Genomic DNA, 23,039 nt, shown 5'->3' with positions numbered 1-23,039 from the left:
ATCTAGTATTTACATAGTTATGATGAATCTAATTATAATTTTTTAATTATTCTAACATTAATGTCGGGTTTTAGTATTATACTGATAGTATGTAAGTTTTTCACTATAGGGAGGAGGAAGATTATGCAGAGAACACGTATCTTCGGTTTTTTACTTGTGCTGATGGTTATCGTCTTAGCTGCTTGTAGTAGTGACAAGGCTGCTACAAAAGATAGCGGCAAAACGTCCAGTTCTGAAAAGACCGATGTAGCGGCTACGCCATCTGGAAAGCTTGTTATTTATACAGGACGCGATGAAGAGATGGTGCAAAAAGTAATCGATCAGTTTAATGAAAAGTATCCGGACATTGAAGTGGAATTTTTAACGATGGGCGCACAGCAAATTTTAGAACGCCTACGTGGTGAAAAAGCAAATCCTCAAGCTGATTTTTGGTGGGGCGGTACGCAATCTGCACTAACTGTAGGCGCCAATGAAGGTTTGCTTCAAGCTTGGAAGCCTAGCTTTAACGACTCCATTGATGCGGCTTATAAAGATCAAGATGGTCGTTGGTTTGGTGAAATGTTACTGCCAGAAGTCATTATGATTAACAAGGATGTATTAACGAAAGAAACGGGTCCACAAGATTGGGATGATTTATTAGATCCAAAGTGGAAAGATAAAATTTTAATTCGTGGTGTGTTAGCATCTGGGACGATGCGTACTATTTATTCATCTATGATTTTACGTCAAGGTGCAGATTCGCCTGAGAAGGGCTACGATTGGTTATTAAAATTAGATGCCAACACGAAGGAATATACACAAGATCCAAATGCACTTTATTTAAAGATGACACGACAAGAAGGCAGTATTTCTTTATGGAATTTACAAGATATTTTATTAAAGAAATATACGACTGATTATCCGTTTGATTATATTTATCCGAAAAGTGGTGCACCGATTTTAGTTGATGGTGTTGCTGTTGTCAATAATGCCAAAAACTTAGAAAATGCAAAGCTCTTCGTAGAGTTCTTATTTGAAAAAGGAATGGTCACTCAGCTAGCAAACGATTACTATCAAATTCCTACTCGCTCCGATATCGATAAAGCCGCAATGCCTGAGTGGTATAAAGAATTAGACTTAAAAACGTTTGATATAGACTGGAAACTCATGACTGATAAAGAAGCTGAATGGATGGAGCATTGGGATAATAATATTAAAGGGCGCGGAAAAAAGTGATCGAGAATTAAAAAGTTGTGAACCTGTCCTATGTTGCTAACAGGTTACTCACAAAAAATCAGGAATGATATTTGTTAAAACGTATGTCATGCATATAAGTTGATTGGAGTGGAGACTGGGCGACTCCTTGGGGATCAGCGATAGAGGAACGAAGGCTAAAACCATCACATCCTGTGATAACGCCTTCGTGACCAACATCGTGTTGGCCCGAGACCCTGTAGCGAAGCGAAGCTGCTCATCGGACGCCCCCAGGAAGCTCTGCTCTGCGCGAAAGCGAAGCGTCAGCGGCAAATGTTTTATCTGTGCGAAAGCGAAGCGTCAGCAACAAAGCGCCCAGTCGGAACGGAAATCAACCCCACGTTATGGTGATGAGCCTTTTAATATCATAAGACATCTATGAATATTGTTCATATCTTTAAGCCTCGAGTATATTTTTGCTCGAGGCTTCATGTAACTAATTTTCTAACGGGAAAGGAGCATTTCAGTTGAAAAGTGTCAAAATAAAAAATGTCTCTAAGAAGTTCGGTCACATTCATGGCGTAAAAGATTTAGATCTTCATATTAAAGCTGGTGAATTTTTCACCTTCCTCGGCCCAAGTGGTTGTGGGAAAACGACTACATTAAGGATGATAGCCGGCTTTTATTACCCAACAGAAGGGAAAATTCTTTTTGATGATTTTGATGTGACAAGACTTCAACCTAATAAACGGAATATCGGTATGGTGTTTCAAAATTATGCCCTCTTTCCACATATGACGGTAGATGAAAATATTGCCTTTGGCTTACAAGTACGAAAATTTTCGAAGTCGGAGATCAAACAAAAGGTTGACCGTATTAGAGGGCTCGTTCATTTGTCGCAATATGGTAATCGGAAAATTAATGAATTATCTGGTGGGCAGCAGCAACGGGTTGCATTGGCAAGAGCACTTGTGATAGAGCCCGATATTTTATTGTTAGACGAGCCATTGTCGAATTTAGATGCTAAATTACGCGAAGAAACGCGCGTTGAAATAAAACGTATTCAATCCGAGCTCGGTGTTACAACCATCTATGTTACGCATGATCAAATGGAAGCTATGTCCATGTCAGATCGGATAATGGTCATGGAAAATGGGAACGTCAGACAAGTCGGTACTCCGCAAGAAATTTATAATCGACCTTCTAACCGCTTCGTCGCAGATTTTATTGGTGAGACAAACTTAATTGAGGCGATAATTGATGCTGTTAATGGTGACGATGTACAAGTAAAAACAGCAAGTGGACTTGTTTTGACTGGGCGAAAGCAACAAAGCTCCCCCACTTTAACGCATATGATTGGAGACAAAGTGTTTATTTCTATTCGTCCTGAATCTATTAGTCAAGGTACTGGTGAAAACACATTAACAGGTAAAATCACTTTTGTTGAATTTACAGGAATTAGTGTCAACTATATTGTAGAATGTCTAGATTTTTCACTAAAAGTAATGATTATCAATATGAACGGTCAATTGAAAAAAATTGGCGAAGACATCACCTTAAATATAGCCCAAGATTCACTGTATTTTTTGGGAGAATAGGAGGGTAACAACATGGAAAAAACACACCTCAATCCTTCTGAAGGAAATGCATGGACACGACTAACTAGGTCAAATTGGTTTGTCTATATTTTAGTTGCACCTTTATTTTTAGTGTTGTTTGCCTATGTAGTATACCCGTTCTATCAAACTTTTACAGAAAGCTTTTCTGGTGATGATGCACTATCTAATTATAAAAATTTCTTTAGTATAGCTAGCCCAGCAAATATAGAGGCATTGTGGACTAGTATTTATATATCCGTTATCAGTGTTATTTGCTGTGCAATCGTCGGTGTAGCTATGGCATTTTTATTGGAACGCTATGATTTCCCAGGCAGACGGATACTCTCTGTTTTAGTATTGGTACCCATGGCTCTTCCGCCGTTAGTAGGTGTGCTGTCCTTTACATTTTTGTATGGTGAGAGTGGTATATTCCCACGTGCGTTTCAGCACCTTTTCGGTTTAGAGCAAGTTCCATTTTCATTAAAAGGCATATGGGGGGTTATCATAGTACATACATTCACGATGTACACTTACTTCTACTTAACCGCCTCAGCAGCTATAAAAGGTCTTGATCCAGCTTTAGAAGAAGCCGCAACAAGCTTAGGTGCCGGGCGTGTTCGAGTATGGATAAAAGTTATTCTGCCCATGTTAACACCCTCGATTGTTGCCTCATCCTTACTCGTATTTATGATTTCTATGGCATCCTACACTGCACCTTTAATGTTCGGTGTTGAACGCACGATGACCATGCAAATCTATTTATCACGTACGAATGGGAATTTAGATATGGCAGCGACACAATCTATGATTTTATCCTTTGTGTCCATTACCTTTTTAATTATTATGCGCTGGTATCAAAACCGCCGAAATTACCAAAATCTCAGCAAGGGTATTAGTGTTCATCGATCTGAAGTGTCTTCAAGACGTATGAAAGTTATGGCGACTATTGCGTCTTTCATAGGTACATTAATTTTAATTTTGCCGATTTTAGTGCTTATATTAATTTCATTTTCCGTTGATGGTGCATGGAAAACGCAAATTCTCCCAACAGACTATACATTGGATCATTATCACGCTCTTTTTACAGATGAACGGACGTGGCGACCGATTTGGAATTCTGTTCGAATGGGGATTGTTGCCACAATCGGCAATATCATTTTCGGTGTTGCGGCAGCCTATGCTATGGTACGGTTAAATTTTAAAGGTAAAACATTACTCGATATTTTAATCATGGTTCCTTGGGCATTACCAGGTACGGTTGTAGCTGTCAATTTGATTGCAGCCTTTAGTACGGAAAATATCTTTTCCTTTAATCAAGTTCTTATCGGGACGTTCTGGATTTTGCCGTTAGCTTATTTTATTAGACATTTACCTCTTGTTTTCCGATCAACATCGGCATCACTTGTGCAATTAGATCAATCTATCGAAGAAGCATCCCGAAGTTTAGGTGCAACATGGTGGTATTCATTTAGACGTATTGTATTACCGCTTACATTTACGGGCATTTTGGCAGGTACATTACTAGCACTTGTTCAAAGCTTTGGCGAATTCGTAGCGTCTATTCTTCTTTACAGTACATCAACGATCCCATTATCAGTGGCGATATTCCAAAAATTGTATTCTTTTAAATTTGGTACTGCTTGTGCATATGGTGTCTTACAAATTTGTTTAATTTTAATTGTACTTATTATTTCCGAGAAGTTATCTAAAGGCAGTGCTGGTTCGGCCATATAACTGCCAATCTACTAGGAGGCAATAACTATGTTTGAAGATTTCCGCAACAAGACCCAGCGAGAAGATGGGATGATCTTCCCTTCTAATATTTATCGTAAAATTGTCTTGCAACCAGCTTACGATGAAGCTAAGAAAAATTTTTTAACAATTATGTTGCAAATCAATATTGCACACTTAAAAATGTTAGAAGAACAGGGTCTGGTCAAAAAAGAAGAAGCTAAAGAAATTGGTACTGCTTTAAAAAAACTAGACTTGAACTATTATCGTATAGAGGATTATAGCCCGCGATATGAGGACTTGTTTTTCCGCATCGAAAATAAATTAATAGAGCTTGCTGGTGATGTTGCAGGGAATCTTCACATTGGTAGAAGTCGTAATGATATGGGCATTGCCATCTATCGCATGACTTTAAGAAAAAAATTGTTGTTGCTTATGCAAGAATTACTGACATTACGGGATGATTTAATCGCAGCTGCTGAGGAGCACGTTGATACGATTATGATTGGCTATACACATACGCAGCAGGCACAGCCAACAACCTTTGCGCATTATTTGAAAGCTGTCATCGATCAACTTGAACGAGACTTTGAACGTTTACAACATGTCTATAAAACGGTGAACCGCAGTAGCATGGGGGCTGCGGCATTAACGACAACAGGCTTCAATATTAATCGAGAGCGCATGCGTGAGTTATTGGCATTCGATGATATTATCGAAAATGCGTGGGATGCTGTTGCTGGTGCCGATTATATTGCAGAGGCAGCGAGTATCGTGCAACTTGCGGCACTTAATCTTGGCCGCACATCCCAAGATTTCTTACTATGGGCTACACAGGAATTCAATGCATTTACGCTAGCAAGCCCGTACGTGCAAGTTAGCTCTATCATGCCACAAAAGCGCAATCCTGTTTCGATCGAGCATACACGTTCATTGCTATCAGCAGTTGTTGGTGATGCTAGTACAGTATTACAAATGGTACATAATACACCTTTTGGAGATATCGTAGACACAGAGGATGATATGCAACCTTATTTATGGCGCGCCATCGACCGTTTAATAGGTATTTACAAACTATTTGGTTCACTTGTTGTCACGATGGATGTAAACAAGAAAAAACTAAGAAATCGAGCAGAAAACAGCTTTGCCAATGTGACAGAGCTCGCCGATACGTTTGTGCGCACTGAAGGGATTTCCTTCCGCCAAGCACATAGTATTGTTAGTAAATGTATTAAAGTATTGCTCTCTCATGGGGAGGAATCTCTAGCAAGCCTTACATGGGGTCTTGCCAATACACAATCTAAATTAATTACTGGTAAACCATTAAAAATTTCCGAGGAAGATTTTTATAGAACATTAAAACCAGAAACTTTCGTCGGTGTACGTACATTATTTGGTGGTCCAGCGCCCGTAACGATGAAAGAATCTCTTGAACGCTCCAAGGCAAATTCTCATAACCTTAAAGAGTGGGTTAGTTTGAAAGAGTCTATGATTATTGAGGCAGAAAAACAATTAACAGTAATAATCGAGGAATGGAATCAATGATGGAATGGCTACTTATAATTGACGGTGGTGCTACAAAAACGGCATGTGCGCTCGTACATGCCGAGTCTGGTGAAATAAAATATACAACATCAACAAGTGGCTCGAATTATCAAGCAATCGGTGCTGCATCTACTACAGAAATATTGCAAGCATTATTAGCAAATGTGCAGGACTTTTTACAACAGCATGATGATTCAAATATTGCTGTTGCTACCTTTGCAATGGCTGGGATTGATTCTCCCAAAGATCATGAAACCGTATCAGCAATCGTTCATAGTGCACTATCTACATTACAGTTAAAGATAGATACGCTTATTATAGAAAATGATGCACAAGCCACTTTACTTGGTGTTACTGCTGGACAGGCAGCCGCATTACTCATTGCTGGAACAGGAGCCATTGCGTACGCATTTGATGGTACACAAATAGTACGTGCAGGTGGTTGGGGGCATCGTGCAGGAGATGAAGGCAGTGGCTATTGGTTAGGACAAGAGGTTATACGCGCCATTTTCCGCATGGAAGACGGGCGTGGTGAGCCGACCCTATTAAAAAGTCCTGTCTATGATTACTTACGAATCCAAGATGTTACAGAGCTAGCTTCATGGCTATTCCGACCATCCTACACGAACGCGCAGCTTGCAAAAATGGGTGCATTTTTGGCAGATGCCGTGACTAAAAAGGATTCATGTGCCATTCAAATATCAAAGCGTGGTGCTCAAGAATTAGTACTCCTTGCACGCGCTGTGTTGAAAAAAATTGACTATAAGGGCGATACATTCAACCTTTATTGTAATGGTGGTGCCATTAAGCATAATCCATTAATTTTCAAAACTTTTTCATATGAAATGAAATCGATGTATCCACAAATTGAGATTTCTCTATGTCAGCATCAGCCTATCCTTTATCTTATAGAGCGAACAAAAATGGCCTATGACAGTTTGTAATGTCATAGGCTCTTCATGTTGTTGAAAAACTATTATTCAATTAAGGTGTCTATTTAAACAAAGTACTATTCTTCTGCAAAACGAGGGGTTGATTTCCGTTCCGACTGGGCGCTTTGTTGCTGACGCTTCGCTTTCGCACAGTTAATACATTTGTTGCTGACGCTTCGCTTTCGCACAGTTAAAACATTTGTTGCTGACGCTTCGCTTTCGCACAGAGCAAAGCTTCCTAGGGGCGTCCGATGAGCCGCTTGGGCCAACACGATGTTGGTCACGAAGGCGTTATCACAGGACGTGATGGTTTTAGCCTTCGTTCCTCTATTGCTGATCCCCAAGGAGTCGCCCAGCCTCCACTCCAATCAACCACTCCACATAAAATGTAACTTCTGGCATGTCATTCACATCTTTTTCGTTCTAACATTAAAGTGCCATTTTTTTCAGTTCATTTGTCGTGAAATATAAATAGCTGTCCTTCACAAATAAATCTTTCGTTTCTTCCCTATTTAACATTTGTTCTCCGCTTCCATCTGGACGAATCTTCGTTAAATACGCTCCGTGTGAATAATTACTAAAATATAGCCAGCCATCTGCATAAACGAGGTACTGTGCACGCGAATTAGAGACGCGTTTCGATTTACCTGTTTTTAAATCAAGGACATACAATTTATTATCATCAGCAACATTACTATAAAATATTTGTTGCCCTACTTGTGCAGCGAAATCTACATTGTGAAAGTAGTTATACGTCGTACTCGTTGCTTTCGGGTAGTCGTTAGCAATCCACGTATGATCCTTTGCCATCGTTCGATCATCCACTAAAAAGTATTGATAGCGAACCGCCCCTTTACGATCAGGCACCGGGTCATTCCATGTTGTATCGAGGTGATACCATTGACCATCCAGCTTTACTAAATTCCAAGCATGTCCCTCCTGTCCGACATAGCCTACGATATATTTTGTTTCTATACCTAGCTTTTGTAACATCGAATGAGCGAGCAATGCATAGCCCTGACAAACGCCGCCATGTTCTGCAAGCACTGTATAAGCGCTGTGTGGACTTGAATTCGTTTGATCCGTATAGGCGGTACTGGCGACGATATAATCATTGACCGCCCTAACCTTCTCTACTTCACTTAACGATTTCTCATTGATAGAGGCTACAATCTCTTGCACATTCATTTCAACGAATGCTGCCTGTTCTGGTGTCATTAAATAGCTTTGCTCTCCAAAGATTTTGGCTGTTTTTCTTCCATATTCAAAACGAATTGAATGTTTACTAATATGTCCATATACATAATCATCTCGTTTTATAGCATTTTCATAGGCTTCTTCCACTAGCTGTTCAATTCTTTGTGTATCGCCTTTATATTGAATCTCAAACGTAGGTGAAAAACTACTATAGTACGCATACATCGCATCAGCCATTTCCTTTGCATTTGTTACAACTAACTTTGCTTCAGGTTTTTTGGCTACAGGCGCTGTAACGGCTCCTTCTTCTGGCTTTTCTTCTATAGGTGTGGCCGTTTCAATGGAGGCATTCTCTGAAAGTTTAGCAGTAACATCTATGATTTTGTCCTTTGTTGAAAGAAGCATCGTTTCTATTTCATCATTATTTGACCAAGTTATTACTTGTTGCACAACTGCTTTACCAGCCGTATAAATAGGGTCAATAAAAATAATTAAAATTACGATAATGGCTAATTTTTTCCACAAAATCCTCACCTCCAAACGTTATCCTGTTTTCATTATATACAAAAAAAGCACAAAGGACTCACTTGGAAGTCCTTTTGTGCTTTCATTTTATTAATAGATAAGTATTTGAAGTTTATTTTATTTTAAACTTCTGTTCTTTGCCATTAACATTATAAACTAAATAATTATCATTAATTCTTAAATCAGAAACTGCTTGCTTCACGAGCACCTCAGTTTTTAATGTTTTAAGATTTAATTTTGTTAAGTAGCCACTGTTACTGTAATCACTGAAATATAAAAAGTTATCTGCTCCTGTAATATACAAGGCACGTCTATCAATGACCTTTGTTTTCTTACCGCTTGCTAAATCAAGCGTATACAATTTATCTTTGTCTGCCGTATTGCTAAAGTACAGTGTATTATTAACCTGATATGCAAAATGAACATTTTGCATATAGCTATAATTTGTACTTGTTGCAGCAGGATAATTTGATGCTATCCATTTATGATCTTTCTTAAGCTGTGCATCCGTTACTAAAAAATAATCGTACGAAGAAGCACCGAAACGATTTGGTAATGGATCATTCCATGTTGTATCTAAATGATACCATTTACCATCAACCTTCACTAAATTCCATGCATGTGCCTCGTTACCATTAACAGTACCCACAACATATTTTACATCGAACCCAGCTTGTTCTAACATTTTATAAGTTGTTAACGCGTAGCCCTGACATACAGCTTGTCCTTCCATTAACAATGCATAAGCACTATGGGGACTAGCCTTTGTTTTAGTACCATATGCTGTATTTGACACAATATAATCATTAATCGCTTTTACTTTTTCGAATTCTGTTTTCATTGAAGGCTTAATAATCGTTTTTAATATTTGATCTACCTTTTTTTGTACGGCCGCTTCTTGTGTTTGGTTAGTCAAATACTTCACTTTAAATGTCACATTGCCCGTTGAGTCTGCAGAAATAGCAGTACTTTCCATATGACCACTCGCATAGACTGCTTGCTCCTGTGCTTTTTCAAAGGACTCCATAAAATTCTTTTTGAAATCAGTCATTGATCCACTATATGTAATTTTAATTTCGGGAGCGAAATTATTTAATTGCTTTACGATTTCTGTTGTGAATTGATCCCAAGTTGTTACTTTTGTATCAGCTACTACATTATAAGCAAACACAGAGGAAGTATTTACTGAGCGAGCGTCTGCATTTTGAGCATAGGCAGCTGTTGGACTTAACATCAGTAATGCTGCTCCGCTTATCAACCATTTCTTCACAATAAATCACCTTCCATTTGTTATATTCTTGTAATCAGAATAACAGATAAAGGAACTATAAATCTATCGGACAAGTTCACTATCCGTGACTTTCAACTGTATACATAACACACGAATCATAGGTATAAATTCCCTAAAATAAAATATAAGTATCGAATTAAACTATATTTTTGTAAAAAAATAAAAACTCACTTGTTTTTAAGTGAGTTTTCTATATATTAATGATCTTTTTTATAGGGTAGGCTTCTCTTTATTTAACGACTTTTCACTACTAAATTGACTGCTTCTTGAATAGCTTCATTCATTTTCTCGCCATCACCTTCAGCATTTTGTACACATTCTAAAAGATTCGTACTAACAATAACACCAACTGTACGATCTACTGCTGAGCGTACTGCCGATAATTGAGTAATGACTGCCTTACAGTCCTTTTCTTCTTCCATCATTTTTAAAATTCCACGTAGCTGACCTTCCATCCGTTTCACACGATTTTTCACTTGATCTGAATATTCCATCATCATAGCTCCTTCTTTCTATACTCGCTACGTTCTTGAGTAATTATTATTCTTTATCCTAGCTGTAACTATTTTTTCCTTGGTTTTAAATAATTCATAAGCATTTTAGAAATAATTGATCCTGCATTTGTTATTTCATCATACTGTATAACTGTATTTTTCTTTATTCGTAGCTGACCTATCTCTACTTCAAAAATTGGACATTTTCTTTTAAGTGCAGCAACTAACATATTTGTGTCGTAGTCATATCGTTCACCTTTTACTTTTATTAGCCATGGTAGCTCCTTTATAGAAATAAACCGTAAACCTGTTTGTGTATCCATTAATTTTCTATGATAAAGGATTTCAAAAAACAAACTTGTTGTTCGATTACCCCAATATGATAAAAACGTGCTGTCCGAAGAATGGAAGTTACGTACTCCTAACACAATTCCTTCAGAAAATACCTTTGTCATTGTTAAAACTAGCTTTACATCTTGTAACGTATGTTGGCCATGAGCACCTACTGTAATAACACCTTGAAACATCCCCCTTTGCTCCATTACATAGATAAAGGCTGTTTTCAGTGCGCCTCCCTTACCAATATTATTGCCATGTTCTAGTACTCGACAGCAGTCAATCTTTTGTAACGCTTCAAATACATCTGCATATTTTTGATCGCTGCCATCATTGACAATAATAACTTGGCTAATGGTGGTGGCTAATAATTGATGGACATAGGTTATAAGTGACTGTTGTGGATTATAGGCTGGTATAATTACTGCAATATTTTTCATCATTTCTATCCCCCGGATAACATGAAACTTTGACATATGCACTCGCTAGTAATCGTTACTGAATTTCAACGAATCTCCTTATAACAAATAGTATCATGTATCGAGGACAATTCAACAATAACGGTATTTTCCCGATATATGAAAAAAGAGGATATCTTCGTAGCGTATGGTTGATTTCCGTTCCGACTGGGCGCTTTGTAGCTGACGCGTTGCTTTCGCTACAGAAAACATTTGTTGTTGCTGTCGCTTTGCTTTCGCACAGAGCAAAGCTTCCTGGGGGCGTCCGATGAGCCGCTTAGGCCAACACGATGTTGGTCACGAAGGCGTTATCACAGGATGTGATGTTCTTAGCCTTCGTTCCTCTATTTGCTCGCTCCATGGTCTCGGGCCAACAGATGTTTTTTGCGCGAAAGCGTAGTGCTAACGTAGCGTCAGCAAAGTGTTTTTGTCTGTGCGAAAGCGTAGTGCAACGTAGTGACAGCAACAGCACCGATGTTGCTCACGAAGGCGTTATCACAGGATGTGATGGTTTTAGCCTTCGTTCCCCTATCACTAATCCCAAAGGAGTCGCCCAGTCTCCACTTCAATCAACTAATATACACGGTATACGTTTTAACAAATTAAACATCCAGATTTCGTGATGAGCAGAAAAAGAATAATGTTATGAAAGTGGTGAGTTCTATCGTCATACAATATGAAATTCTCCAAGATCAATGTACAAAATTAAAAGCTTTATACTTGGTTAAATTGGCTAATAATTTACAGGATGCTAGCTCGCTCGCCATTGCAAAGCCAGCTATATCTCTTCAAAAATCACTCCTTGTACTAGAGGAAATTCTATATGAACTTTATAAGCTGGAAATGCATACCGAACCGAAGCTAAAAAATATTCGATCATTACTCAATAATCGTAGCTTTGTTGCAAAAATCCATCCACGTCGCATTTATTTATTAATGAATCTTGTAAGCAAAATGACTTCTAGTAATAGAAGTGAAGTTGTGGAGGCTAAGGCAGCAAAAATTGTTCTTGATTATATAAGTGATATTGTAGAATGGTTTATCGATCGCTATGACCGTACCTTAAAGGCAAAGTTAATGCGCCAAGGCTCCAGCTTTGAAGATATAACTTCAGCTTTTGATATTAATACGCTACTTCAAGATGACCAATCATCCGAGGCCTATAAAACCGCCGCAGACTGGTTTGAGCTTGCCGCAAAACAAGGGAATGCAAGTGCTCAATATAATTTAGGCGCTCTTTATAATCAAGGGCGTGGCGTTAAGAAGGATTATGCAGTTGCAAAAATGTGGTATGAACGCGCTGCTGCGCAAAAGGATGCAAACGCGCTTTATAGCTTAGGCGTGCTCTATCATTTAGGTCACGGTGTTGTACAAAATTATGAGGAAGCCGCTCATTATTATAAAGCTGCTGCAGATTTAGAAAACGCAGATGCACAGTACAATCTAGGGGTCCTATACAATCAAGGACTCGGTATGCCACTAAACTTTGCCGAGGCAGCAAAATGGTACATGCTAGCAGCCAATCAAGGGAATACAAGCGCTCAAAATAATCTTGGGTTCCTTTATCACAATGGAACTGGTGTCGAGCAAAGCTATGAGGAAGCTATAACCTATTTTGAAATGGCTGCATTGGCTGGTGATGCAAGTGCTCAGTATAATCTTGGTTATATGTACCTTAAAGGTCGAGGCATCTCGCAAAATTTTGAAGAAGCTGCGCAATGGTTCCATTTAGCTGCACTTCAAGACCATACAAATGCAGAATTTCAATTGGCTATGCTATATAACACTGGACAAGGTATTCCTCAAGATCATCTAGAGGCTATAAAATGGTTTAAGCTCGCAGCACATAAAGGACACTTGAATGCCCAATACTGTCTCGGTGTGCTCTATGTTAAAGAAAACGATATAACTTTAGCTGAAAAATGGTTGCAGTTAGCCGCTAACAACGGACATATAAGTGCTGGCTTTGAGCTTGGACGTATTTATGTATACCACCTCCAGCAACCAGAGAAGGCTCTCTCTTACTTCAAAGTGGCTGCTGAAAAGGGTTATGCTGATGCTCAGTACGAGCTCGGATTATTATATGAAGCTGAATTGAATTATGATGAAGCAGTAAAATGGTGGAGGGCCGCTACTGATCAGTCCCATATTCAGTCTGAATATCAATTGGGGTTATTATATGAGCATGGATTGGGGATCGAACAGGACTTAGAAGAGGCACGACGCTGCTATCGACTAGCAGCCATCCAAGGACATTCAGGTGCTCAATATCAACTTGGTAATTTATTTGATAAGGGCAAAGGTGTCGAACAGGATTATACTGAGGCTGCAAAATGGATTGAACAAGCTGCCACTAAGGGTCACGCCAAAGCACAGTATCAATTAGCTCAAATGCACAGTCATGGACAAGGGGTACCGAAGGATTTTGCGAAAGCAGCCCAACTGTATCGACTGGCTGCCAATCAAGGGCATCAAAAGGCACAATTCCAGCTCGGTATGCTTTATAAAAAAGGGCATGGTGTTGCACAGGATTATACCGAGGCAACAAAATGGCTTAAGAAGTCTCTTGAAAATTTAAAATAAAGGGATTATAAGCATAACGTGGGGTTAGGCGCTTTCTTCGAGGCGTCAGATGAGCCGCGTAGGGCAACAGGGTGTTTTTTGCGCGAAAGCGTAGTGCTAACGAAGCGTCAGCAGCACGAGGTTGGTCACGAAGGCGTTATCACAGGACGTGATGGTTTTAGCCTTCGTTCCCCTATGGGCTCGCTCCAATCAACCTATCCACATGACATACGTTTTAACAGAATGTCATCCAACTTTTAGTTTTATCGATAAACTTTCATGTTTTATCAACCAACTTCTGAATTTTATCGAAATTCACCTTTCAAAGAGTAAAAAAAAGATTCACACACAAAACTGTTCTTCATAAAAAATACCGTGTCACCTCATTAAAGACAGTGACACGGTATGTTTTTTAGATTTTCATTTCTTCTTTTTGATTTACCATAAATGTTACAACGATGAATAAAGCAAAGCTAATTAATAGTGTTGTTCCACCTACTATAAAGAAAATCATTGTAAACGTTCTGCTAAAATTAAATGGATTCAAATTGTAGAACCACATTCCTAGTGTTAAGCCAAAAACACCGAGAATTGCAGTCCAACCATGAGCTGTTACTAATTTTTTTGATTTCACTTTAAAGGCACGATAGAAAATCCCCCATGCAAACATACTTAACCAACCTACGAGCAAAATATGTGCATGTATCGGTCTATATTCATAACTACCTGAACCAGACATATGTGAGCCTAGATACGTTCCCAATAAGGCAAAAATCGCAGCAAGACGAATAAGGCGCATACTCCATTTTTGTTCCATACGATAACCCCTCCTAAGCTTTTTCAACTTAGTCAGCAGTTTATCTCGTGAACATGAACTTTACATGAACTCCTCATTACAATTTTGGTAAGTGAACACGTACCTTTGTGCCGGAATTTATAACACTGTCTATATGAACCGTTCCTCCATGTAGCTCTGCAATTTGCTTCACGATGGCTAGTCCAAGACCAGTACCTTGCTTTGTTCTGGACGCATCTACTCGATAAAAGCGATCAAATACCTTTTGTAGTTGCTCGGCAGTCATTCCTATGCCGCTATCCTCAATAAGCACTTCAACTGAGGTTGAGGATTCTTGTAAGTGAATATGAATTTCTCCACCTTCGACATTGTATTTAATGGCATTCGTCAATAAATTATCCCACACATTTTGTAATAGCCCTGCATCGCCATCATATGTTACTGGTTCAAGCTGATACGATAATTGTACATTAGCGTCTTCAAGCTGCCAGCGATATTTTCTTACGGTTTCCTTTAATTGCTCATCTAAACGATAAGGTTCACGCTTTAACAACCTTGTAGATTGATCGAGTGATGTTAGTAAAAGTAATTGCTTCGTTAATGTCGACATACGCTTCGTTTCTAACTCAATAATCGTTGTATATTCTTGCCTTTCCTTGTCGGTCAGCAAAGGATTCTTTAATAAATCTACATAGCCTTGAATATTCAACAATGGCGACTGAAAATCATGGGATACATTACTTATAAACTCTTTACGTATTCGATCATTTTCCTGTAATTTTTCGGTCATAACATTAAAGCTAACTGCTAATTGTCCAATCTCATCTGCTCGATCTATCTCCAGTAGCGTATCGAATTTTTCATGTGCAAGCTGATGTGTTGCCTCTGTTAGTTGTGTAATTGGGCGGATTAGAGCCTTAGCAAAAAGTAGCATTGCCAATAGACTAAGTACTGTCATCGTAAGCATAAGTCCACCAAGTATCGTATGCACTTCAGAGAACAACAAGCGTATGTCAGGTCTAATGAACAGTGCATACTGCTTATTTTCATAAGTAAATGGCACACCTATCGTATTAATTAACTCATTCGCAAAAAAGCCTGTCACAAAAGTCTCTTTTGGAAAGTCACGCATACCATGATAAATTTCCCCGTTTAAAACACGCTTGACTGTATTAGATGGTAATGTTTTATCACGATACTCACCGCCGAAGAAATGCCCTTCGCCATCAGTTGTTACATAAATTTGATAACCTATTTTACCAAGAGTCGTTAAATAATTATCTAAATCGTTAGGCTTTGAAGACTCAATATATTTCGCAATATCCTGCGCAATTTTCACATTTTTAGCATCGTTTTTTTCCTTCACAACTTGATGATAATACGTATTTGTCGCTAAAAAGCCGATACATAAGCTGCCGATCATAACGAGCATCGTCGTGACAACAAATCTACTATATAACGTTTTTATCATGCAATAACCTCAACCTTATATCCAACACCACGCACTGTTGTAATCTCAACACCTGATTTATAACGATAAAGACGCTCACGAATCCGCTTCACATGCGTATTTAAAGTCTGCTCATCTCCATCGTAATCATAGCCCCACACCTGCTCCATAATAAAGCTACGTGTAAATACCTGATTCGGACGAGATGCTAGTAATGCTAAAAGTTCAAATTCCTTTAAAGGTAGAACAAGTGTATCTTCCCCGATGACAACCTCAAAACTTCGACGATCAATAACGAGTCTACCCACCTGGATGGTTACCTGATTTTTCTTATCGAGTCTACGCAATATCGCGGCTATGCGAAACAGCAATTCTTTAGGTTCAAAAGGCTTTACAACATAGTCGTCTGAGCCTGCCAAAAACCCTCGTTCCTTGTCCTCTAGCTCGTCTTTTGCTGTTAATAACAATACGGGGATATCGTACTCCTGGCTCAATGTCTCGGTTAATGTAAAACCATCCATTCCCGGCATCATAACATCTACAACAGCCAAATCAGGCAAGCTTCCTTCAAGTAGTTTAAGAGCCTGTTGTCCGTTTTCCGCCTGTATCACCTGATAGCCCTCTCTTGTCAGATAAATATTCACTAGACGTAAAATATGTACATCATCATCTACAACGAGAATTTTCATTCAGGTCAACCTCCATCCAACTTGTTTCCTGTAGCAAAAAATCCGCTCCATTCCGCGGACGATCTGCAAGCTTTGGGTTCCTTGCTGTCCATGCCGAAGTGTAGCGAATTTTTTCTATAACAACTTTCATTTATATTATAACGAAAAGAAAGAAATCAACAGCAGTATAAGTAACGGCAAACCAATTACGATATAACCACGTGGATTTGCAAAATTCATCGTCCAACCGACCCCAAAGCGTTTCTCTACAAAAACGGAAGGATCTTGACGATTCACATAAATTAATCCGCCCTTCCAATAGCGATCCTCATCAACATCCATTACTTCCGAAACGACATTGTCTCCATAGTTCACCCTCAGCCGGCGTTTTTTCCATGCGTAAACAAGGGCTGAGCCAAGAACAAGCAATAAGAACAAAATAAATACCGGTAGTAGACTTCTTCCTGTAGTCACTGAAGGATAGATGTTGCTTAGCTGTAATACTGTAAATAATACTGTAAAGGCATAGCTTAATAACATAATGCTCCAACTCATAAACTTTCGGCTTTTTAACTGATCTTCCAATGATTCTTCCTTACGATTAACAGCTAACTTGATTGCTGAACGCTTTATAGAATCTACAGTTCCCCACATCATACATTGTATCATCAGCATAACAAGCGGTAGTGAAACCGCAGTAAAATATGTTTTGCTTCTCCAAGAATCCGCTTCACCGCTAGGTCCCCAATGTACAGCAATGTGATCTGGTATTTGGTCATAATGGCGGAATGTAAAGATAATTAGAAACACCGTAACACCAAAAGGGATTACATAAAATGGCCACGGAAGCATTTCATCACGACTACGTGCCGTTAAGTCAACTGCACGAACTTGTTTTATATTTAAGCCCCATTGCTCTTCCTTTTTAAGCTTTAAAACTTTTTGATGGTTTATCCAATAAAATGTCATACTGATTGCAAGCATTGCAAATAAGCACCCTAGCAGTAAAATACTTTGCATGAACTCAGATTGAGCAAAGTAATAATAGCTAACAATCATCATCATTAATAACATGACACCAGATATTCCAACGAATTGAGCATAATGCTTTTTCATATTACGTAATGCGGGATGTTTTACATTTTGTTCAGGTACAGTAACGCCAAAAATGATTGTCTCACGTACTATATATGGAACAAATACTTGTAGAACTAATGTTATGATGTAGACGGTTGAAAAAACGCTAAGTAGCATGTACTACACCCCTTCTGCAGGTATTTGCAAATCAGAAAATACCTTTTTCATCATGTGCTCGATTTGTTCAGCTGTTGCCCCGAGCACCATTCCTTCTACCACAACAGGCTTTAAGTTTTTTTCAATTTGTTGTAATTGTTCAGGAGTTAACGCTCGTTCTTCTGTTGAACGAATAATAGCACCTGATTTAGCTCTAATAGTAATGATCCCCTTTTCCTCTAGCTCATGATAGCTTTTATTAACCGTATGCATATTTACGCCCAAATCAGCCGCTAAACTACGTACAGATGGTAGAGTATCTCCTGGCTTCATTTCTCCTCTTGCAATACCTTCAATAATTTGCCGTGTTACCTGTTCATAGATTGGTACATCAGATTGTGGCTCTATTTGAATAAACATTACTATCATCTCCATAATTGTTATATAGCTAATATAACAAATAATCATTCTTTATGCATAATGAAGGAGACCAATTGAACAATCGAAAAAAGGAGATGTCTCATCATTAATTTGAGACATCCCCTTTCAACTATAGCTATTTTGTAACTATTGCTTATGCAATATAAATTTCATCAACTACCGGTGTCGGCCCAGGAACATTTTTTAGAAGATAAAAAAATGCCTTACAAGCTCCCCATCTAAGCTCGTAAGACATCCTTCACCCCATTTAAATCTCTTTTTATTAATAGACCCCTTTTTGTAACCGTGTTCATTTTTCAGTAAGGAACGGGGGAACAGACCCCGCCCGTTACATTAGTGGAATAAGGTGGACTCCATTCGAGTTCAGTCCACAACAATTTAGGAAAGTTTGGATATGTTCGTTTAGTAGACTCGTATCTCAAATTAATTATGCCGAGGCGTAATTACGTGATTAAGCTAATTTCTCGTAACCTGGAAGCGTCAAGAATTCCGCAAATTCGTCTTGTTCAATTAAAGATTTAAACAGCTCAGCAGCTTCTTCATAGCGGCCACTGTTATAGGCTTGTTCCCCAACAGCCTCTTTAATTTTCACAAGCTCTTCCTCCAAGGTTACTAGTACAAATGCCAATGTAATACCACGGCCATCATCCAAGACACCTTTTGGATGGCGAATCCATTGCCATACTTGTGTACGAGAGATTTCTGCAGTTGCAGCATCCTCCATTAAGTTGTTAATAGGTGCAGCTCCGTTGCCTCGTAGCCAAGAAGCAATGTACTGAACGCCTACACTACAGTTAATACGAAGACCTTCAAGTGTAATTGTACCTTTTGGAACAGCTACTAGATCTTCTGCTGTAACATTTACATCCTCACGCTTTTTATGGATTTGGTTTGGTGTCGTCATAATCGCATCAAACTGTTCCATAGCCGTTGCAACCATACCCGGGTGCGCTACCCAAGTACCATCGTGGCCATCTGTTGCCTCGCGACGTTTATCTTCTGCAACCTTTGCAAAAGCTACAGCATTCGCGTCGTCATCCCCTTTAACAGGGATTTGTGCCGCCATACCGCCCATCGCAGGAGCATTTCGTTTATGACATGTTTGAATACATAAAGACGTATATGCCTTCATGAATGGTACAGTCATTGTCACTTGCCCACGGTCCGGTAAAATTACATCAGGTTGATTGCGCAGACGTTTGATATAGCTGAAAATGTAATCCCAGCGTCCACAATTCAGACCAGCTGAATGTTCACGTAATTCATATAAAATTTCATCCATTTCAAATGCTGCTAAAATTGTTTCGATTAATACAGTAGCCTTAATTGTCCCTTGTGGAATTCCGATATAATCTTGTGCAAACACAAAGACATCATTCCATAAGCGTGCCTCCAAATGGCTTTCAAGCTTCGGTAAGTAGAAATAAGGTCCTGTACCTTGTGCCAAAGCATTTTTAGCATTGTGGAATAAATACAGACCGAAATCAAAGAAACTACCAGAGATCGGTTCGCCATCCACTAGTACATGCTTTTCAAGTAAATGAAGACCACGTGGACGAACTAATAACACAGCTGTGTTTTCGTTTAATTTATACGTTTTACCATTTGATGCTTGTGTAAATTCAATTGTCTTATTAATAGCATCACGCATATTAATTTGACCGCCAATCATGTTTTCCCATGTCGGAGCAGATGCATCCTCAAAGCAAGCCATAAACATTCTTGCACCAGAGTTTAATGCATTAATAACCATTTTACGGTCAACAGGTCCTGTAATTTCTACACGACGGTCTTGCAAATCTGCTGGAAGTGGTGCAATTGTCCAATCTCCCTCACGGATATGCTTCGTGTCTGGTAAGAAGTCGAGTTTCTCACCTGCATCAAGAAGCTTTTGGCGTTCTTGACGGGCCTCTAACAGCTCTTTTCGACGAGCATCAAATTTCTCGTGCAGGGCAAGAACAAACTCAAGGGCTTCTGGTGTTAAAATTTCTTTTGTTTGCTCGTTTTGTTCCCCAACAATTTTAAGCTTACCTGTTGTTGCTTGTTCCATCAGTTATTCCCCCATCTTTGCGAATTTAAGTAGTCCCCCCGCTTTAGGAGGAGCGGAGGAGACTAATCTATGATTATGAATTTAGGAATACGCGTACTTTATGAAACTTAAACGAATTGTTCTGTTTCTGTAGAACCAGCCATTGCTGTTGTAGAAGAAGTACCACCAGAGATAGCTTGAGATACATCATCAAAGTAACCAGTACCTACTTCACGTTGGTGACGTGTAGCTGTGTAGCCTTTTGATTCTGATGCAAACTCTGCTTGTTGTAGCTTAGAGTATGCGGCCATACCATTATCTTTATAATCATGCGCAAGCTCAAACATAGAATGGTTTAATGCGTGGAAACCAGCTAATGTTACGAATTGGAATTTATATCCTAATTTACCTAGCTCGCGTTGGTATTCTGCGATTTCTTCTTCTGATAGATTTGCTTTCCAGTTGAAAGAAGGTGAGCAGTTGTATGCTAGCAATTTACCTGGGAATTTAGCATGAATAGCTGCCGCAAATTCACGAGCTTCCTCAAGTGATGGTTTAGAAGTTTCACACCAAATCAAATCTGCATATGGCGCGTAAGCTAAACCACGAGCAATCGCTTGTTTGATGCCTGGTTTTGTACGGAAGAAGCCTTCTGGAGTACGTTCACCAGTAATAAACTCAGCATCACGTGGATCGATATCAGATGTTACCATATCAGCAGCATCAGCATCTGTACGAGCGATTAAAATTGTATCAACACCCATTACATCTGTTGCAAGACGAGCAGCAATTAAGTTACGAACAGCATTTTGTGTTGGAAGTAACACTTTCCCACCTAAGTGACCGCACTTTTTCTCAGAAGCTAATTGGTCTTCTAAGTGAACACCAGCAGCTCCAGCTTCAATCATTCCTTTTACAAGCTCAAATACGTTTAGAGGACCCCCGAAACCAGCCTCAGCATCTGCTACGATTGGAGCGAACCAATCAAATTGATCTACACGTCCTTCAGCATGATCGATTTGGTCTGCACGTTGTAAAGCTTGGTTAATACGCTTAACTACTGCAGGAACAGAGTTTGCTGGATATAAGGATTGGTCAGGGTACATTTGACCAGAAAGGTTAGCATCAGCAGCTACTTGCCAGCCCGATAAGTAGATTGCTTTTAATCCTGCTTTTACTTGCTGTACAGCTTGATTACCAGTCAATGCACCTAATGCATTAATGAATGGTTCTTCGTGTAAAGAGTTCCAAAGTCGAGCCGCACCTTTAGTTGCTAAAGTTTGTTCAAGTACAACAGAGCCCTGTAGCTTAATAACCTCTTCAGCTGAATATGCGCGTTCAATACCAGCCCAACGAGGGTTCTCTGCCCATTGTTTTTCTAATGCTTGGATTTTTTCTTGACGTGTTGACATATTGAAATTCCACCTTCCCCTTTGTATACAATATACTCTGTTAAAAAACTTTTAATCCGCTGTTCCATAACAGGTTTATTTGTTATAAATTAATATATAACAGTATATCTGAATTTTCATTATTTTTAGATAAAATACCAAATTTTAATGATGAAACCGCTTTTTTTGGCGACGAAATTTGGTAAACTGTTTACAAACAAGGGGGATATTCACAATGAACAATGAGCTTAATTCTTTGCCAAAAGATATTTCACAACAGTTTATTTCAATGTTAAAAGACTGGGTTCCAGCCAATTCATCCATTGCAATTGCTGCTGAAAACTCCTATATCTATTTTCATTCTGGACATCAAAACATTAACTTAGAAATTGGTCAACAAGTTCAGTCTGGTAGCATTGCCGAGCAAGTACTACGTACGGGGAAACGAACAGATGCCGTTTTAGAGAATTCCTTATTCGAAACACCGTATTATGGGATAGGTTATCCTATAAACATATTAGATGTGCCTGCAGCACTTGTTGTAGTATTACCTTCAACCTTTACCGAAAAGAAATTGGAGCCCTTTCAATTTTTAACTGGAAAGCAAGAAGAGGAATGGAATCCTGTTGCAATTGAAAAAATCTCTCATATTGAAAGCCTGCAGAAAAAAACGTGGTTTTATGTGGAGGGGGAACAATTTAAAACAAGTATTACTCTTAAAGAACTTCAAATGCGTCTACCGTCATCTTTTATTCGCATTCACAGGTCTTATATTGTTAATATTCATTTCATAAAAAAAATGGCTCGTGATCTTACTTCTAATTTTATTGTCACTTTAAAGGATGGCAGTGAATTACCCGTTAGCCAATCTTATTTAAATAATCTTCGAATCGCCCTTGAATTTTAGATTTTGCCTTGCGTAATTGTTGTTGTGGCTGTCACTTCGCTTTCGCACAGAAAACATTTGTTGCTGTCGCTTCGCTTTCGCACAGAAAACATTTGTTGATTGAAAATAAAAGGCTGTCTTATACATTTGTTGTATAAGACAGCCTAAAAAATAAAAAAGTCTGAGAATAAATTCTCAGACTTTAGATTGCCTAGCGACGTCCTACTCTCACAGGGGGAAGCCCCCAACTACCATCGGCGCTAAAGAGCTTAACTTCCGTGTTCGGTATGGGAACGGGTGTGA

21 protein-coding genes and 1 rRNA gene are annotated in these 23,039 nt (G+C 39.0%); 10 read left to right on the top strand and 12 right to left on the bottom strand.

Going from position 1 to position 23,039, the window contains the following annotated elements; genetic code table 11:
• The first annotated feature begins 123 nt into the window (after nucleotides 1–123).
• The 6 genes from ACIQ7T_RS24990 to ACIQ7T_RS24965 all read left to right on the top strand — a co-directional run bounded on the left by ACIQ7T_RS24990 (nucleotide 124) and on the right by ACIQ7T_RS24965 (nucleotide 7,371).
• Nucleotides 124–1,215, top strand: coding sequence for an extracellular solute-binding protein (locus tag ACIQ7T_RS24990; RefSeq protein WP_402874514.1), 1,092 nt, complete (start codon nucleotides 124–126; stop codon nucleotides 1,213–1,215).
• Nucleotides 1,216–1,700: 485 nt separating this feature from the next.
• Nucleotides 1,701–2,771: an ABC transporter ATP-binding protein gene (locus tag ACIQ7T_RS24985; RefSeq protein WP_402874511.1), complete on the top strand. Its 1,071-nt coding sequence runs from the start codon at nucleotides 1,701–1,703 to the stop codon at nucleotides 2,769–2,771.
• A gap of 12 nt (nucleotides 2,772–2,783) precedes the next feature.
• Complete coding sequence (locus ACIQ7T_RS24980; protein ID WP_370079554.1) at nucleotides 2,784–4,505, top strand: ABC transporter permease; 1,722 nt, start codon at nucleotides 2,784–2,786, stop codon at nucleotides 4,503–4,505.
• 27 nt (nucleotides 4,506–4,532) lie between these two features.
• Nucleotides 4,533–6,047, top strand: a complete 1,515-nt coding sequence (gene argH / locus ACIQ7T_RS24975) for an argininosuccinate lyase (RefSeq protein ID WP_402874508.1) — start codon at nucleotides 4,533–4,535, stop codon at nucleotides 6,045–6,047.
• On the top strand, nucleotides 6,044–6,991 hold the full coding sequence (locus ACIQ7T_RS24970; RefSeq protein WP_402874505.1) for an N-acetylglucosamine kinase: 948 nt from the start codon (nucleotides 6,044–6,046) through the stop codon (nucleotides 6,989–6,991). The genes argH and ACIQ7T_RS24970 overlap by 4 nt, the downstream gene beginning before the upstream one ends.
• A gap of 239 nt (nucleotides 6,992–7,230) precedes the next feature.
• Nucleotides 7,231–7,371 (top strand): hypothetical protein, encoded by a 141-nt coding sequence (locus ACIQ7T_RS24965; protein ID WP_402874502.1) that lies wholly within the window; start codon nucleotides 7,231–7,233, stop codon nucleotides 7,369–7,371.
• A gap of 37 nt (nucleotides 7,372–7,408) precedes the next feature.
• Here ACIQ7T_RS24965 and ACIQ7T_RS24960 read toward each other — a convergent pair whose 3' ends face one another.
• From ACIQ7T_RS24960 to ACIQ7T_RS24945, 4 genes are all read right to left on the bottom strand, one after another.
• Complete coding sequence (locus tag ACIQ7T_RS24960; RefSeq protein WP_402874499.1) at nucleotides 7,409–8,710, bottom strand: transglutaminase domain-containing protein; 1,302 nt, start codon at nucleotides 8,708–8,710, stop codon at nucleotides 7,409–7,411.
• Between the two features lie 103 nt (nucleotides 8,711–8,813).
• Nucleotides 8,814–9,971 (bottom strand): transglutaminase domain-containing protein, encoded by a 1,158-nt coding sequence (locus ACIQ7T_RS24955; RefSeq protein WP_402874496.1) that lies wholly within the window; start codon nucleotides 9,969–9,971, stop codon nucleotides 8,814–8,816.
• Between the two features lie 254 nt (nucleotides 9,972–10,225).
• Nucleotides 10,226–10,486, bottom strand: a complete 261-nt coding sequence (locus tag ACIQ7T_RS24950; RefSeq protein ID WP_004233098.1) for a metal-sensitive transcriptional regulator — start codon at nucleotides 10,484–10,486, stop codon at nucleotides 10,226–10,228.
• 68 nt (nucleotides 10,487–10,554) lie between these two features.
• Nucleotides 10,555–11,265, bottom strand: coding sequence for a glycosyltransferase family 2 protein (locus tag ACIQ7T_RS24945; protein WP_402874493.1), 711 nt, complete (start codon nucleotides 11,263–11,265; stop codon nucleotides 10,555–10,557).
• Nucleotides 11,266–11,548: 283 nt separating this feature from the next.
• On the opposite strand from ACIQ7T_RS24945, the gene ACIQ7T_RS24940 reads away from it, so the two are divergent.
• The 3 genes from ACIQ7T_RS24940 to ACIQ7T_RS24930 all read left to right on the top strand — a co-directional run bounded on the left by ACIQ7T_RS24940 (nucleotide 11,549) and on the right by ACIQ7T_RS24930 (nucleotide 14,103).
• On the top strand, nucleotides 11,549–11,680 hold the full coding sequence (locus tag ACIQ7T_RS24940) for a hypothetical protein (protein WP_402874490.1): 132 nt from the start codon (nucleotides 11,549–11,551) through the stop codon (nucleotides 11,678–11,680).
• A 245-nt stretch (nucleotides 11,681–11,925) separates the two neighbouring features.
• Entirely contained in the window at nucleotides 11,926–13,863 is a 1,938-nt protein-coding gene (locus ACIQ7T_RS24935) for a tetratricopeptide repeat protein (RefSeq protein ID WP_402874487.1), read from the top strand.
• Between the two features lie 78 nt (nucleotides 13,864–13,941).
• Nucleotides 13,942–14,103: a hypothetical protein gene (locus ACIQ7T_RS24930; RefSeq protein WP_402874484.1), complete on the top strand. Its 162-nt coding sequence runs from the start codon at nucleotides 13,942–13,944 to the stop codon at nucleotides 14,101–14,103.
• A gap of 151 nt (nucleotides 14,104–14,254) precedes the next feature.
• Here the strand turns inward: ACIQ7T_RS24930 and ACIQ7T_RS24925 are convergent, their stop codons facing one another.
• From ACIQ7T_RS24925 to aceA, 7 genes are all read right to left on the bottom strand, one after another.
• Entirely contained in the window at nucleotides 14,255–14,659 is a 405-nt protein-coding gene (locus tag ACIQ7T_RS24925) for a hypothetical protein (RefSeq protein WP_370079538.1), read from the bottom strand.
• Nucleotides 14,660–14,735: 76 nt separating this feature from the next.
• Nucleotides 14,736–16,106 (bottom strand): sensor histidine kinase, encoded by a 1,371-nt coding sequence (locus tag ACIQ7T_RS24920; RefSeq protein ID WP_402874554.1) that lies wholly within the window; start codon nucleotides 16,104–16,106, stop codon nucleotides 14,736–14,738.
• Nucleotides 16,106–16,777 (bottom strand): response regulator transcription factor, encoded by a 672-nt coding sequence (locus tag ACIQ7T_RS24915; protein ID WP_402874481.1) that lies wholly within the window; start codon nucleotides 16,775–16,777, stop codon nucleotides 16,106–16,108. The genes ACIQ7T_RS24920 and ACIQ7T_RS24915 overlap by 1 nt, the downstream gene beginning before the upstream one ends.
• A 135-nt stretch (nucleotides 16,778–16,912) precedes the next feature.
• Nucleotides 16,913–18,010 (bottom strand): DUF1648 domain-containing protein, encoded by a 1,098-nt coding sequence (locus ACIQ7T_RS24910; protein ID WP_370079535.1) that lies wholly within the window; start codon nucleotides 18,008–18,010, stop codon nucleotides 16,913–16,915.
• Between the two features lie 3 nt (nucleotides 18,011–18,013).
• The gene (locus ACIQ7T_RS24905) at nucleotides 18,014–18,409 is read right to left on the bottom strand and encodes a GntR family transcriptional regulator (RefSeq protein ID WP_370079533.1); all 396 of its coding nucleotides are present in this window, start codon (nucleotides 18,407–18,409) and stop codon (nucleotides 18,014–18,016) included.
• 472 nt (nucleotides 18,410–18,881) lie between these two features.
• Entirely contained in the window at nucleotides 18,882–20,480 is a 1,599-nt protein-coding gene (gene aceB, locus ACIQ7T_RS24900; RefSeq protein ID WP_402874478.1) for a malate synthase A, read from the bottom strand.
• 107 nt (nucleotides 20,481–20,587) lie between these two features.
• Nucleotides 20,588–21,871: an isocitrate lyase gene (gene aceA / locus ACIQ7T_RS24895; RefSeq protein WP_402874475.1), complete on the bottom strand. Its 1,284-nt coding sequence runs from the start codon at nucleotides 21,869–21,871 to the stop codon at nucleotides 20,588–20,590.
• A gap of 214 nt (nucleotides 21,872–22,085) precedes the next feature.
• Between aceA and ACIQ7T_RS24890 the strand changes: the two genes are divergently transcribed.
• On the top strand, nucleotides 22,086–22,757 hold the full coding sequence (locus tag ACIQ7T_RS24890) for a LytTR family DNA-binding domain-containing protein (protein ID WP_402874472.1): 672 nt from the start codon (nucleotides 22,086–22,088) through the stop codon (nucleotides 22,755–22,757).
• Nucleotides 22,758–22,945: 188 nt separating this feature from the next.
• On the opposite strand, the gene rrf is transcribed toward ACIQ7T_RS24890, so the two are convergent.
• Nucleotides 22,946–23,039, bottom strand: a 5S ribosomal RNA gene (gene rrf / locus ACIQ7T_RS24885); the annotation flags it as partial.

Source organism: Lysinibacillus sp. NPDC096212 (genome assembly GCF_044763105.1).
Classification (GTDB): Bacteria; Bacillota; Bacilli; order Bacillales_A; family Planococcaceae; genus Lysinibacillus.
This window is presented reverse-complemented; position numbering and strand designations above follow the sequence as displayed.

Excerpts from the sequence above, each read along its gene's own strand:
- ACIQ7T_RS24990 (WP_402874514.1), top strand. The coding sequence starts at position 124 with ATGCAGAGAACACGTATCTTCGGTTTTTTACTTGTGCTGATGGTTATC.
- ACIQ7T_RS24980 (WP_370079554.1), top strand. The coding sequence starts at position 2,784 with ATGGAAAAAACACACCTCAATCCTTCTGAAGGAAATGCATGGACACGA.
- argH (WP_402874508.1), top strand. The coding sequence starts at position 4,533 with ATGTTTGAAGATTTCCGCAACAAGACCCAGCGAGAAGATGGGATGATC.
- ACIQ7T_RS24970 (WP_402874505.1), top strand. The coding sequence starts at position 6,044 with ATGATGGAATGGCTACTTATAATTGACGGTGGTGCTACAAAAACGGCA.
- ACIQ7T_RS24965 (WP_402874502.1), top strand. The coding sequence starts at position 7,231 with ATGAGCCGCTTGGGCCAACACGATGTTGGTCACGAAGGCGTTATCACA.
- ACIQ7T_RS24950 (WP_004233098.1), bottom strand. The coding sequence starts at position 10,486 with ATGGAATATTCAGATCAAGTGAAAAATCGTGTGAAACGGATGGAAGGT.
- ACIQ7T_RS24945 (WP_402874493.1), bottom strand. The coding sequence starts at position 11,265 with ATGATGAAAAATATTGCAGTAATTATACCAGCCTATAATCCACAACAG.
- ACIQ7T_RS24940 (WP_402874490.1), top strand. The coding sequence starts at position 11,549 with ATGAGCCGCTTAGGCCAACACGATGTTGGTCACGAAGGCGTTATCACA.
- ACIQ7T_RS24935 (WP_402874487.1), top strand. The coding sequence starts at position 11,926 with ATGAAAGTGGTGAGTTCTATCGTCATACAATATGAAATTCTCCAAGAT.
- ACIQ7T_RS24925 (WP_370079538.1), bottom strand. The coding sequence starts at position 14,659 with ATGGAACAAAAATGGAGTATGCGCCTTATTCGTCTTGCTGCGATTTTT.
- ACIQ7T_RS24915 (WP_402874481.1), bottom strand. The coding sequence starts at position 16,777 with ATGAAAATTCTCGTTGTAGATGATGATGTACATATTTTACGTCTAGTG.
- ACIQ7T_RS24910 (WP_370079535.1), bottom strand. The coding sequence starts at position 18,010 with ATGCTACTTAGCGTTTTTTCAACCGTCTACATCATAACATTAGTTCTA.
- ACIQ7T_RS24905 (WP_370079533.1), bottom strand. The coding sequence starts at position 18,409 with ATGTTTATTCAAATAGAGCCACAATCTGATGTACCAATCTATGAACAG.
- aceB (WP_402874478.1), bottom strand. The coding sequence starts at position 20,480 with ATGGAACAAGCAACAACAGGTAAGCTTAAAATTGTTGGGGAACAAAAC.
- aceA (WP_402874475.1), bottom strand. The coding sequence starts at position 21,871 with ATGTCAACACGTCAAGAAAAAATCCAAGCATTAGAAAAACAATGGGCA.
- ACIQ7T_RS24890 (WP_402874472.1), top strand. The coding sequence starts at position 22,086 with ATGAACAATGAGCTTAATTCTTTGCCAAAAGATATTTCACAACAGTTT.